9 protein-coding genes are annotated in these 12,906 nt (G+C 46.8%); 2 read left to right on the top strand and 7 right to left on the bottom strand.

Going from position 1 to position 12,906, the window contains the following annotated elements; translation table 11 throughout:
- Positions 1 to 20: 20 nt before the first annotated feature.
- Positions 21 to 2,930: a DUF349 domain-containing protein gene (locus FSU_RS03945; protein ID WP_012820256.1), complete on the bottom strand. Its 2,910-nt coding sequence runs from the start codon at positions 2,928 to 2,930 to the stop codon at positions 21 to 23.
- 130 nt (positions 2,931 to 3,060) lie between these two features.
- On the opposite strand from FSU_RS03945, the gene priA reads away from it, so the two are divergent.
- Both priA and FSU_RS03935 read left to right on the top strand, forming a co-directional pair.
- Positions 3,061 to 5,115 (top strand): replication restart helicase PriA, encoded by a 2,055-nt coding sequence (gene priA, locus FSU_RS03940; RefSeq protein WP_014545327.1) that lies wholly within the window; start codon positions 3,061 to 3,063, stop codon positions 5,113 to 5,115.
- A 48-nt stretch (positions 5,116 to 5,163) separates the two neighbouring features.
- Positions 5,164 to 5,715: a hypothetical protein gene (locus FSU_RS03935; RefSeq protein ID WP_012820254.1), complete on the top strand. Its 552-nt coding sequence runs from the start codon at positions 5,164 to 5,166 to the stop codon at positions 5,713 to 5,715.
- A 3-nt stretch (positions 5,716 to 5,718) separates the two neighbouring features.
- On the opposite strand, the gene FSU_RS03930 is transcribed toward FSU_RS03935, so the two are convergent.
- From FSU_RS03930 to FSU_RS03905, 6 genes are all read right to left on the bottom strand, one after another.
- Complete coding sequence (locus tag FSU_RS03930) at positions 5,719 to 6,417, bottom strand: hypothetical protein (RefSeq protein WP_012820253.1); 699 nt, start codon at positions 6,415 to 6,417, stop codon at positions 5,719 to 5,721.
- 65 nt (positions 6,418 to 6,482) lie between these two features.
- On the bottom strand, positions 6,483 to 6,665 hold the full coding sequence (locus tag FSU_RS03925; RefSeq protein WP_012820252.1) for a hypothetical protein: 183 nt from the start codon (positions 6,663 to 6,665) through the stop codon (positions 6,483 to 6,485).
- 312 nt (positions 6,666 to 6,977) lie between these two features.
- Positions 6,978 to 7,820: a DUF6544 family protein gene (locus tag FSU_RS03920; protein WP_012820250.1), complete on the bottom strand. Its 843-nt coding sequence runs from the start codon at positions 7,818 to 7,820 to the stop codon at positions 6,978 to 6,980.
- A gap of 53 nt (positions 7,821 to 7,873) precedes the next feature.
- Complete coding sequence (locus FSU_RS03915) at positions 7,874 to 8,782, bottom strand: hypothetical protein (RefSeq protein WP_012820249.1); 909 nt, start codon at positions 8,780 to 8,782, stop codon at positions 7,874 to 7,876.
- Between the two features lie 24 nt (positions 8,783 to 8,806).
- On the bottom strand, positions 8,807 to 9,715 hold the full coding sequence (locus FSU_RS03910; RefSeq protein ID WP_012820248.1) for a hypothetical protein: 909 nt from the start codon (positions 9,713 to 9,715) through the stop codon (positions 8,807 to 8,809).
- Between the two features lies 1 nt (position 9,716).
- Positions 9,717 to 12,905 (bottom strand): TIGR02171 family lipoprotein, encoded by a 3,189-nt coding sequence (locus tag FSU_RS03905; protein ID WP_012820247.1) that lies wholly within the window; start codon positions 12,903 to 12,905, stop codon positions 9,717 to 9,719.
- Position 12,906 lies beyond the last annotated feature (1 nt).

The raw sequence follows: 12,906 nt of genomic DNA, 5'->3' as shown, positions 1-12,906 counted from the left end.
TTTGCTTATATGTTTTTCGCTTAAGCTTCGGTTGTTGCTGCCGGAGCTTCTTCCTTCTTTTCGTCCTTGCGGCCGAAGGCAAACACCTGGTCGCAAGCGGAATTGAAGCGCTTCCAGATCTTTTCGGAGTGTTCACGAGGAACTGCACCGACTTCCTTCCACAAGCGGCGGAAATGCTTGACCTTGTTCATCGATGCCACGACTGTAGATTCGTTCAAGTCAGTGAGCAAGTCTTCGGCCTGTTCGCAGAGGAGAATCTTCTTTTGGAGGTTGTTCTGGCGAGCCTGTTCCTGAATGTCGAGCTGGTCGCGGCGGCGGGTGAAGAAGTCATCGCAGACATCGCGGAATGCCTTGCGGAGTTCATCATCGTCGTTACCGCAAGAACCGAGCGTGACCCATTCCTTCTGGATGTCGCGAACGGCATCGGCGAGCTGGTTGGAGCCTGCGCTTTCGGCGAACTGGCGGACCTTTTCGATCATTTCTTGCTTTTTCTTCTTGATGTCAGCAATCTTGGCCTGGAGTTCCGGGTCAGATTCAGCCATCTTGGCGACAATCTTATTGACGATTGCGTTGAAGCGTTCGTTGATGGATTCGACAGCGTCCTTCGGGACCATGCCAATCGTCTTCCATTCAGCATCAATGGCCTTGTAAGCTTCGATGACTTCCGGAGTGATATTGGCGATGTCGAGAGCTTCGAGCTTTTCGCAGAGGGCCTGCTTCTGTTCAAGGTTCTTCTGCTTGGCGGCGTCCATTTCTTCAAAGTGGTTGCGCTTCTTTTCGAAGAAGGAATCGCAAGCGGTGCGGAAGCGTGTCCAAATTTCGTCGGACTTGCTCTTCGGCACTGGGCCTGTTGCCTTCCATGCGTCCTGCAACTGCTTGAGCTTGGTGGAGGTGGCGTTCCAGTCTGTCGAATCCTTGATGGCTTCGGCTTCGATGCAGAGGGCAACCTTCTTTTCGTAGTTAGCTTCGCGGCTTTCGTCTTCGTGCTTCACATTTTCCTTATGTTGGGCATAGAAGGCGTTTACGGCGTCCTTGAAGCGCTTGTTGAGGGCTGCAAAAGCTTCCTTCGGGACCATGCCAATGTTCTTCCAGTTTTCCTGGATTTCCTGCACGGCCTTGAACTTGTCCTTCCAGAAAATTTCAGCGTTTGCAACGAGTTCTTCGACCTTCTGGCAGAGGGCTTCCTTGTCGACGAGGTTCTTTTGGCGTTCGGCGTTCTGTTCTTCGATGAACGGTGCGCAGTTTTCCTTGACCTTGTCTACGAGAGCCTGGAAGCGGTCGCGGTAGTCCTGGAACTTGGCTGCAGAAATCGGGCCGATTTCACGCCACTTGCCGCAGAGTTCGCGGAACTTGGCAAGCACGGCCTGGCTCGGAGTTTCCTTGGAGAGCGCGTCCATTTCTTCGATGATGGTGTCGCGGTCCTTTTCGTTGTGCCAGTTTTCCCACTGTTGCATTTCCTGGAAACGGGAGGTGGCAATCTTGTATTCCTGCCAGAGATCGTGGTACTTGAACTTCTGATCGCCAACGATTTCCTTCCATTCCTGATAAGTGTCGCGGAGAATCTTGTGGATTTCGCGGAATTCCTGGTTCTCGTCGATGTTCTGGATACGTTCGATGAGACCGCGGAGCTTCTTGGAATTTTCTTCGATGACCTTCTGGGTCTTTTCGTTGAATGCGCTGATGAGTTCGCTCAGCTTGGTGCGGAGAGCATTGTATGCCTGGAGAATCGGATCGTCGCCTTCGAGGAGTGCGAGCTTTTCCCATTCGCGGACGATGGCATGCAGATGCTTGCCCGTGTTTTCATCGATTTCCGTTTCGGAGAGTGCCTGGAGACGTTCGAGAAGGCTCTTGCGGATGGCAATTTCTTCTTCGCTTGCGTTTTCAGATTCTGCGGTCGGAATTTCAATCTTCTTTGCTTCTTGAGACTTGAAGTAGGCGTTGTTGAAGCGCTTGATCAAGGCTGCATCCATAAGGGACTTGCCTTCGTTCCATTCCTGGATGATGGCGTTTACGCGGTCAGCGTTTTCTTCGGTCGTGCCTGCTTCGAGCAATCCTTCGAGTTCAGCGAGCGATTCCGTGAGGCGTGCAATCTTTGCCTGCTTTTCGGCTTCGGCATTTTCTGCGGCCTTCTTTGCGGCGTTTGCTTCGTCGTAGAACTTGTTGAAGCTTTCGTAAATTTCATTGAGCGTTGCGGCAGATTCGCCCATGCCAAGTGCGTTCGCTTCGTTCATTAAGTCTTCAAACTGCGGCTTGGTGGCGAAAGCGTCCTTCTGGGCGGCGAGGAAGTGAGCCTGCTTGATAAGGGCTTCGCGCTTGCTCTGCAAGAGTTCGGCTGCCTTTCTGCCGTTGTCTTCGGCTTCTTTCTTTGCACGAACTTTATCCGAAATCTTCTTGCGGACGGACGTGTGCTTGGAGTTCTTGATGAGGTCGGCCTGTAACGATTCTGACGTTACGCGGTCTGCGGCTTGCAGTGCAATTTCTTCGCTAGAGTCGCGGGTAGCGATCTGGGCGAGCAGGGACTGCTTGCTGCACTGCTTGACAAGTTCTCTCTTCAGATTTACGTTGTCTGTTGCCTTGAGGACATCTTCAGTATAGCGCGTGTCCTTGATGGCTTCGATGTAACCGAGGACTTCGCTATTCAGAGCGGATTCGTTAAAGTTTTTCAGCTTTTTGACGATTTCTTCGAAAGCTCTCGATTCTGCCAAACGGCGTACGCCGGCATCGCTGTCTTTTGTCGAAATATCCTGAAGTGTCTTAATAATTGCAAGTTTCTTAACTGCAGCCATTCGCACTTCGACATTATCATCAGAAAGGGCCACTCGTTCGACAATATCTTGACTAGTGAGTTCATCCAAGTCTGCAATTGCTTCCTTACGCTTTGCGGGGTTGGAATTTTGCCATTTCGGTTTAAATGCGTCAAAAATGCTCATAATATCTCCAATAGGTAGGCGGGGCTTCCTCAGCTCCGTATAGCATAATCTAACTAAAAAAATATTATAGTCAGGAAAAACAGTGCGAATTTATGCCCATTTAAGCTTGTAACAATACTATCTTTGCCGCGTGGCAAAAAGAATTCCCAAAACGTCTGCTCCGGAAATGGTCAAGGAACGCTGTAATTCGGCGCTTCTGTCGCGTTTTTGCGAGGTTTACATCCCGTTGTCCCCATCGGTTTTTACTTACGGGGTGCCGGAAGGAGCGGATATTCAGCGGGGAAGTGTTGTCTGGGTTCAACTTGCCCGCCGTAAGCCTACGCTTGCCTTGGTGAGCCGTGTCCATAGCGAGAAACCGTCGTTCGATGTCCGGTATGCGTGCCCGCATGAGTCAGGGTATGTATTCTCTGAACGTTATATGGAATCGCTAGAGTGGGTGTCTAAGTATTATATAAGCTCGCCCATGCGCACTCTGAACGTGTTTTGGCCCGCTGATTTTGACAAGTTCCTCGATGCCTTGCTGGCTGAAAAATCTGAACCTCGGGGCGAGGCTCCCTCGAATGGACCCGAAATGGAGGTTTGTTCGGACCTGCCCCCCTTGACAGGCGAACAAGAGACTGCACTTGCCAGTCTTGTTGAAGATTTGGATAAGGATGGTTTTCGTGGAACGCTCCTGCATGGTGTGACCGGCAGTGGCAAAACGAGAGTTTATCAGGAATTGGTGCGCGAAGCGCTTAAGCGCAATAAGCGTGTGCTCATTCTCGTGCCAGAAATTGGGCTTACTCCGCAGACGGCATCGCGTTTTGAAGATTATTTAAAAGTACCTGTTGTAGTATTGCATTCGGCACTTTCGGCTCCGCAAAAGCGTGCAGGCTATTTGGCTGTGCTCGATGGTTCTGCGAAAGTGGTGCTTGGGACGCGCAGTGCCATTCTTTCGCCGTTTGATTTTGATGTTGTTATTTTGGACGAAGAGCATGATTCTTCGTTTAAGCAGCAGGACCCGGCTCCGCGTTACCATACGCGTGACTTGGCTTTCCACTTGGCGCAAAAGTACGGAGCTCTTGTGGTGCTTGGTTCTGCAACGCCTTGTCTTGAAACGTTCCGCAATGCAAAGGCGGGGAACCTCAAACTGTTGACGCTCAAGAACCGTGCGACCGCGGCTCCGCTCCCCGAAGTGAAAGTGATTGATATGGGCAAGGTGCGCCAGCAAAAAGGCGTGCTCATGTCTCCTGCATTGCGCGAAGCGCTTTCGGATTGCATTGCGGGTGGCGACCAGGCGATTATCCTCATGAATCGTCGCGGTTACTCTAAGATTAGAGTTTGTACTAAATGTGGTGAAACGCTTTACTGCAAACATTGCCATATCCCGCTCGTGTACCATAAACAGTACAATGCGTTGATGTGCCATTACTGTGCTGCGCTTTATCCGGTCGATACGCCATGCCCGACATGCGGTGCTGAAACGTATGAATTTGTCGGAGGCGCCATTGAAAAGCTCGAAGAAGAAATTCATGAATGGGTGGCGGATGCGAAAGTAATCCGCATGGATCGCGATACAACGCAGAACGTGGGCGCTGTCGAAAAAATCTTGACATCGTTCAGGAATCGAGAATACAATATTTTGCTTGGAACGCAGATGGTCGCGAAAGGCCACGATTTCCCAGGCGTGAAGCTTGTGGGAATTGTCGGTGCTGATTCGGGACTTGGCATTCCTGATTTTCGTTCAACGGAACGCTTGTATCAGCTATTGAGCCAAACGGCGGGACGTGCGGGGCGCGCAGGTAGCGGTGGCCGCGTGTTTATCCAGACGCTCAACCCGACAGAACCTGTGATGCAGTATGCCATTCGCCATGACTTTGATGGCTTTGCCGAAACTGAATCTTCGAATCGTCAGATGGCTTTTTATCCGCCGTTTTGCAAGCTTGTTGAAATCAGTTGTGGCTCGCGCGATGAGAACTTGCTTCGCGACACGGTGAACCGCCTTGAAAGTATTTTGCGCAAGGAATCTTCGATGACAGTCCTTGGACCTGTTGATGCGTTTGTACCGAAAGTGCAGAACGTGTTTTGGGTAAAGCTCTACATTAAAACGCAAAACCTTGCGGCTGTGCGTAAGGTGCTTGCTCCGATTCTGAATGCGCCCAAGGCTTGGGTGGCAGGCGTGGAAATTAAAGTAGAGCTAGAATAAAATTTGTTCTATATTTGAATAAACGTCTTTTGTAATTTGGGAGGAAATATGCGCTTGTTCCTTTTTGCTGTGTTGCTTGTTTTTGCCAATATGTCTTTTGCTCAAAGTGTCTGGGATAAGTATCCGCCTAAGGGTTCTACGCCTGTTGTTAAGGAAGAACCGGTCCGTACTGTAGAAGAGCCTGTGAACTCTGCGCCTGTGAAAGAAAAAATTGAATGGAGCTTAGGCCATTGGTATGCGGGTTACCGAAAATTGAGTGAGAGCGAAATGGAAGCAATCGTGAGTACAAATCCAGAGGCTGCCGCTGAGTTGCGTGTGGGAAAAAGCCTTTATTCAAAAGCCTTGGTTCTTTCTGCTGTTGGTGGAGCTGCTTTAGGTGTTGGTATCGCTTATTGGAGTAAAGAAGGAAGTTGGGGTAAGCCACTTACGATTGGTGGTGGTGCTGTAGCTCTTTTTGCGATAGTGCTTGGTGGAATTTCTGGAACGCATACCACTGCAGCTGTTGAAATTTATAACAAGAGTATTGGCTACGATACTAGCCTGCAAATAAAAATTGCTCCGACCCCTCAGGGCGGAGCAGCTCTAGCTTTTGCGTTCTAGCTCTTATTTGTCTTTGAGTAGACCGAAAATTTGACCTTTCACAAGCCAGCTTACGCCGAAGAACGTGAGTGCAATAGCTTCAACGATAAAAATCTTTGCAGGAAATTGAATCGGTAAAACAAGCAGGAACAAAGTGCAGAACATGCCGATGCCGCAGACTCTGTAAATGATGTTGCGGATTCTTTTTTGCTTGGTGTCGCTTTCGCCAAGAGTGAAAAGGAATAGGCTGTTGATGGCCAAAAGTATAAAGAAGATAACTGCCGATGTTAAGTGGATGATGTTAGAAACGGCTATAGGCAATTGGAAAAATCCAACGATCTTGCCGTCTGCAGCGGAACAGTCACAAGGGAAAATGACAATCATCAAGCCGAAGATGCCTGAGGCTGTTGCGACAAGTTCATCGCGCCAGTCGTAGCCCTTGTAGCAAATCAGAACGACTGCGGCCGTTGTCAAAATGCCTGCAAGTGCTGGGGTCAAGTAATATGTAGCCGAGATGGAGAGTGTTGTCCAAAAATCGTCGGAAATTTTTGCGGGCTGAACTTTGGCAATGATGGCTGCTCCGGCGAGCGCAATCCACGGGAGGATCATCCCAAGGAATCCTGCAAAATTGCGGATTCGCTTCATCCATGATTCTGCGCATCTCTTCGTGATGGCTTTAACGTCTTCAGCATTGCAACCGGAAGTAATTTTTTCTTCGCTCATAAAGTCCCTTTTGTTCTGTTGTCTACAGATGTCATTAATATAACAAACTCTTTAAAAAGTCTTATTTATAGTTCTACGATAAATCGGTAAAAACAAAGTGCAGAAACGCCGAGAATAAAGATGAGTACGATCACGAATTGAATCGGATGTTCATGAAAATCGTAATCGGCTTGACCGTACGTGAACTTACCGCGGACAATCGCGCTTATGAAAAGTGCTAAGAAAAGAATGCCTAAAAGAAGTGTCATGGAGGATAAAATAGAAATATTATTTCCTAAAAATCGCTAAAAAACTACATAATGATTTTTACAATAATTGCAACTAAGTAATTGCAAAATAGCAAATAAGGCCAATTTTTGTCACTTGTAAATTTAAAGGCGTTTGTATGCCAGCAAATAAGCCAAACACTAGATAGTATGATAAGCCCGAAACCATATACTACTGCAGAACTTCCATAAAAGTTAAAAAATATCCCAGAAACATTTTTATAAGAAGCTGTTTTAACTCCACTATAAATCAATAACAATATTGAAAAAACTGTTGCTAATTTATGGATCATTCTACTTTACCTCAGCTCCGTTCACTTTGCTAATTTTTCCGTCAAAATAGACGAAGTCGCCGTCTTTGTTTTTCCATACAGCGCGGAAAATTGTGGGGCGCTTGATGCCATCGGAATAGGTTTTGTAGTTTTCGCATTGCGCTTCCCACGGTGTGTATTCGATGGTTCCGTCGGGTGAAATTTGACCACGGTCATTTGTTGTAAACGAGGTCATTTCGTAAGCGTCGTTGAAGTGGAATATACCGGTTGCAGTTACGCCTTTGTTTGTAATTGAGGCTTCGACGGTGTGGTCATCAATTTGCTTGAATGTGATGAAATCTTTCAGGAGTGCTTCTGGCAAAAAAAATGCTTCGGCGAGATAGGTGATGAGGCAAGCCTTGTCCATTGCAGGGCCGGTTTGGTCGAATAGCGTAACGAGCTTCGCAAGGACGCCCTTCATGCCGCCTTTGCCGTTCTTGTAGTAATCGTAGCCTTGGAACGGGATGCCGAACATTTTGCTGTCGATAAAGGCGAGCCTGTTCGGAGAATCGGCGAAGTCAACATGCGTGTAATCGATTTTGAGTCGCGGCTTGTTTACGCCCATTCCGAAATCGACATCTTTGTATTCCATGGTCAAGTGCGTGCGTCTTTCTTTGCCGATGTAACCGCTTGTTTCGAGATATTTTTGAATGAGGGGAGGGAGGCTTGCGATACTTGCGGAATCTAGCGTTCCGGCGAGTGCTGCGGAACTTTGCAACCTTGCCTCAACATCATTGCGGAACTGCGTCTTGACGGGTGAATAGGGAATGTTGAACCAAATCACTAAAAGTAAAATGAGGGAGGCTATGATAATCAAGATGGTCATGAAAAATCTCTTTGCGGGTTTCATTTTTGCATGATTTTTTTTGATGTTTGAAATTAATTGGAGCAACCTTTTGTCGGGTTGATTTTTAAATCGTTTACAAGACTCGCAAATTTTTTTGCTAAACGCTGGGCGTTGGGATGATATTCATCAATGTCTGGAAGTTTCAATATTATCGTTGTTGCGTTTTTATTATTGGCAAGTTCAACAAATGCGAATGGATGGAAACATAGGTCTCCTACCCAGGTGTATTCAATTTCCGGTTGATAATAGGTGATTTCTTCAATAATGTCTTGAACTAAGTCACGCGGCAAGTCGTTGCGATAACAAGAATCTTTTTGCGATTTTTCGCTGCTTATAATTTCACTGCTTATATAACGGAGTTCTGTTGCTTTTAGAGTTATAGAATCTTTATATACGGATATATTCGCTGTGAACTCATCTTCTCCGTTTTGTATAGATGCGAATATATTGATGTCGCTATTTTTATCGGCTTCAGGATGGTTCGAGTAAAAATCGTTTATGGATAGTTCAAACCGTTCCGTTTGAAAAACGTATCCAAACGCTCGATTGTATAGAAATTCAGATCCTGACAGAATTAGGAAAAACGTAATAAATGAAATGGTGAGATAACAGGTCTTTTGCTTTTTTGTTTTTTGGCTTGTGGTGAGGTCAAATGTGGATAAAGGAAAAATAGCTATGAGTAGCCAGCAAATACACCATGCAAAAATATAGGGTCGCTGTGTAGAATCCTGCTCGTTGATTGCGTATATTACGGATATCGAAAGTGAGATGACAGTGATAATTGTGAGTAGAATTGATACGGTTTGCCCTGCAATGAACATTGTCCTGGGATGCTTGGTCGAAATGTTGGCGAAAATGCCTAATAGTAAAGGAATTATTGCAAAAATGATAAAAAGTACAATATTTACAATTATCATGAATAATGCGTCTGTCGGTTCCATAAATTCATTCCATTAGTTGTCTGTTTAAAACAAATCTAATGTGCTGTCCAGGTAAATTTCTTCGCGGACTTTAAGCTGATGCTCGGGTTTGGTCATGTAATAAAGCAAAAATTCCAAAATGAGAGCGCTACCGAGGCTACGGCCTTCGATTTTAAAGTGTCGGAATCCTGCGGGGGCGTAGATGTTCTGAATGTCCTCGATTCCGATGAAGCCGGGATTCTTCATCGCATCGGAAAAACGGTAACCCCTTTTGGCTGTGGGCGAGACGCAGACATGGTCTTCGCTGTTTTCACCAAGGCTTTTTTGGCTTACGTTCTCGTAGCATTTTTTGCGGTCGTAGCAGCCGAACCAACAACATTCATTGCATAAAAATTCGACTTTTTGCTTTTGCGCGTCTGTGAGCGCTGTCAATTTGTCGAATTGCTTGTTGAGCCTGAAATCGGGAACGACATAGCGGAATTCTTTGCGATTTAGCTCTGCTTTGAACTGCTCGAAATTGGTGATGACTTTCGTGGTCGAGGATACGAAATAAAAGCCGGGGTATTGTGTTTTGATGTAATTCAGCAACAGGTCGGAATGAATGATGATTCCGTTTTGAACCGCGCGCATCTCGCCGGAGCAATAGCGTTCAAACATTTTGCACAGCTTATTGCATTGAGTGTCTGCTAGATGTTCTTCGCGAATCAATGAATTGCTAAATGTGAGCCTTGCAGAAATTCCATATTCTTGCATAAGATTCGCGACTTTTCGCGGCTCTGCTTCGCCAAAGCCAACGCGCCCACCGCCCCAAATGCAATCGCTTGGCGCTCCGTAAATGGAGCCAATTTCGCACCAGTCGTAAAACCAATCCCGGTGTTCACGCCAAAGTGGCAAGAACGCTTTGTACAGCTCGTAAAATTCAAACAGTCCGGGGAGGTGGTAAAATATTTTCATATTACTTTAATGCGGGTAGTTCTTTTAAGAGGGAATCTAGACGCGCTGTAAAGTGGATGGCACCCGGATAAGCGAGGTGGTCACGGTCGTATGCCATATCGCCGGTATAGTCATGATCGCCCATTTTATTTTCGTCGAATAATATAAAATTAGGGTATGTTTTAGAGAGTTCTGCAATTTCTTGGAGCAGTATGGGTGCTTCGCTGCGGGGGATGCCGTAACGGCCAAATGCGCCCGTTTTCTTGTAATTCGGGTTCTGCGGGAAGACGACTCCGATAAAGTAAAAGCCTTTTTCGTGTGCTGTTTCGACCATTTTCTTTAAGCTGTTAAAGTTTGTGCGGTATGAACCAGGGGACATTCTATACAAATTGCTGTCCGAATCAACTTGAGGCATGTCTTCCCAGACTGATGCTTCTGGGATAGAATCTAGACCACGTGTGTGGCGGTATTTGTTTGCGTAGCTTGACATTCCTGGTGAATCGTATGTGAGTTCTGCAAGTCCTTCGGGGTAGCCGTCTTTCCAGTAATTGTGATCTTTGTCGTAGACGAATCCTGGACAGGTTTTGGCGCGTCCATTGAAGAAGCTACTGCTAAATGTGTTGAATCCGCGGTCAATGTCTATGGAGGATACGATGTACTTGACTTTGGACATGTGTGGAATGATGTAATTGTCGTATAAAAATTCGGAGCCGCTGAGGGTGTTCCCGATAAAGGCGAGGTTGACTCCAAAAAATTGTTCGCTGAGTTCCATCGGGGCTACGCCATGTAGTGCTCTAGATGAACCGATGATGACGACGTCGGCCTTGTCTTTGTATTGCCAAAGGAGTTCCATTTTGTAACGGGCTTCGGCGAAGACCTGGGCTTGCCCGGCCTTGTAATAAATGCCTGCGCTATCGGTGTCTAGTTCGAAATCAATTTGATAAGGGACACTGGAACTGGAAGATTCGCTAGAGCTTGATGCGATGCTGGAACTAGATTGAAGGGACACTTCGCTAGAACTTGAAGTGACTTTGGAACAAGATGATTCTGCTAGCAGGGAGGAACTGCTAGAATTTATTTGTTCGGAGTTTGAACTTGGGGCTTGCTTTTCGGAACTAGAACTTTGCGCAATTTCGCTAGAACTTTGCGCAGTCTCGCTTGAGCTTTGCTGAGTTTCGCTAGAACTGGAACTTTGCGGATAAATGCTGGAACTAGAATTTAGCGTGGGTGTGCTAGAACTGGAGCTTTCTGCGAGAACGCTGGAGCTAGAACTTTGCGCAGGGGCATTGGAACTAGAGCTTTGTGCGAATGAACTTGAACTGGATTTTGGCTTCGGAATAATCTTTTTAGGTTGAACCCATAAGCTCGGGTGCCACAGTTCTTCTCCTTCGGCCAAGTCAATAAGTGTGCTGTCTGCTGTGCTTACGAGGACGATTTTCTTGTGGGAACCGTTGGCGTTAGTCAATGTGGCGACCAAGTTTGAAGTACTTGAAACCCATTCGGTATGGTCGAACGTGTAGCCGTTTGGGGCCGCAATAGATTGGATGAGTTTGCCTGTACTATCAGCGATGAGAATGCGTTCGTGGGTTGCATAGTGTGAACCGACAAAATCTTGGCCCGTTTTTCCACCAAAGTCCAAGAATGCGGTGCGTTTTGAGCCGTCTTGGGCTAGGCTTACGTTGCATGCTTGTTCCTGAGAGTACCAAATGTCGTTGATTTGCCCATGATGTACGCGGAGGCGCCTTGCTCCCGTGACGGCTAGGCTGTTGTCTTTGGCGATTCCTCCATGGAAGGTGCCGTCGAAAAGTTTTTGTGGCGTACCGAACTTGCCGTTTGCAAAAGTGACTTGCCATGTACTTTGCGTTAGCCATGATGTTTCGTCTGAATTGTTGCCTGCGTCGGTTACGTAGACGATTGTCGTGTCTCCGTTTTCGAGAATTCTCCAACGAGGGATGGCGGCGCTTTTAACTTGGAGTTCTATGGGTGTCGAGGATTCTTCTGAAAGTTCCCGGACGTATAATTTAGACTCTCCCAGAATGCCTTCGGGCTTGGTACAGAATGCGACAAATTTTCCGTTGGGCGAAATTTCAGGATGGTAGACGTTTAGTGTGTCGTGAATTTCTGAAACTTTTAGGTTGCCGTTGTTGTAGTCAATGAAGGCTAGGTTGTCGGTTAAGTCGTTGCGGAAGGCGAGCTTCATGTTGTATGAACCGGTATAGCTCTTGAGCGTTGCGGTACTTGCGATGGGCTCAATTTTACTTTCGCTGATCTGCCCGCTGCTTGTGAACCATGCTGGTTTGGGAATGACTCCCAAGGCGAGGCGGAATCCCACGTACTTGGCCATGGTCGAAGATGTTACAGAATAAACGTCACCGCGACTGTACAGGTTGCTGTTTGCTTTATCGGAATTGTAGTTTCCGCCTTTGATAATGCGCTCTCCGAGTTCGCCACCGTCCGTTGAACCTGTAAAGTTGGTGATGGTAGTGTCCTTCAAAATTCCGAGCCAGTCGTTGGTCCATTCAGTGACGTTGCCCGAAAAATCGCAGAAACCGGCACCATCAAAACCTTTGCTGCAAATGGGATGGACTTTGTAATCGGAATTGCTGTTATTCCAGCTGTTTTTGTGATCCCAGCTTAGCTGAGCCGACAGAATCCATTCCGCTTCGGTGGGGAGTCTGAAACCTTCAGTCTCTAAATGCGTTACGAGTCCTTCAATATCGGTACAATGGTTTTCTTCATCAAAACTTGCGTTGGTGTAAGTGTAAACTGTGTCCAACCCCGAAACCTTGCTCTTGGCGTTTGCGATTAGGACGGCATCAAAATAGGTAATGTCGGTGAGTGGCAAGCTGTCGTTGGCGCAGTCTGGTTTTAGTCGGTCAAATTCCTTGTTCAATTTTTTGTAGTCGCCGCAAGTGAATTCATGGACATCCATGTAAAATTTGTAGTTAAGCTTTGCGCCCATCTGCGGCTTTTCGCTTGCTTTTGCCGAAGCCTTGTCGGTGCCGATAAAGAATAACAGCTCCGGATGATAAACTTCTATCATCGAGTCATATGTTTGGGTGTGCGTGCTATCAAAAACTTCAGCGGAATTTTCTTCGTCGAAAGAAGATTCCTTGGCTACAAAGTTTTTAGAATTTGCGTTTTCGCAAGCGTCTAAGCAAAAAAATAAAGCTAAAGCAGTAAAAAAGAATACTGTTTCTTTGCAGCACATA

Source organism: Fibrobacter succinogenes subsp. succinogenes S85, from assembly GCF_000146505.1.
In the GTDB taxonomy this organism is placed as follows: domain Bacteria; phylum Fibrobacterota; class Fibrobacteria; order Fibrobacterales; family Fibrobacteraceae; genus Fibrobacter; species Fibrobacter succinogenes.
This window is presented reverse-complemented; position numbering and strand designations above follow the sequence as displayed.

Excerpts from the sequence above, each read along its gene's own strand:
- FSU_RS03945 (WP_012820256.1), bottom strand. The coding sequence starts at position 2,930 with ATGAGCATTTTTGACGCATTTAAACCGAAATGGCAAAATTCCAACCCC.
- FSU_RS03935 (WP_012820254.1), top strand. The coding sequence starts at position 5,164 with ATGCGCTTGTTCCTTTTTGCTGTGTTGCTTGTTTTTGCCAATATGTCT.
- FSU_RS03930 (WP_012820253.1), bottom strand. The coding sequence starts at position 6,417 with ATGAGCGAAGAAAAAATTACTTCCGGTTGCAATGCTGAAGACGTTAAA.
- FSU_RS03925 (WP_012820252.1), bottom strand. The coding sequence starts at position 6,665 with ATGACACTTCTTTTAGGCATTCTTTTCTTAGCACTTTTCATAAGCGCG.
- FSU_RS03920 (WP_012820250.1), bottom strand. The coding sequence starts at position 7,820 with ATGACCATCTTGATTATCATAGCCTCCCTCATTTTACTTTTAGTGATT.
- FSU_RS03915 (WP_012820249.1), bottom strand. The coding sequence starts at position 8,782 with ATGGAACCGACAGACGCATTATTCATGATAATTGTAAATATTGTACTT.
- FSU_RS03910 (WP_012820248.1), bottom strand. The coding sequence starts at position 9,715 with ATGAAAATATTTTACCACCTCCCCGGACTGTTTGAATTTTACGAGCTG.
- FSU_RS03905 (WP_012820247.1), bottom strand. The coding sequence starts at position 12,905 with ATGTGCTGCAAAGAAACAGTATTCTTTTTTACTGCTTTAGCTTTATTT.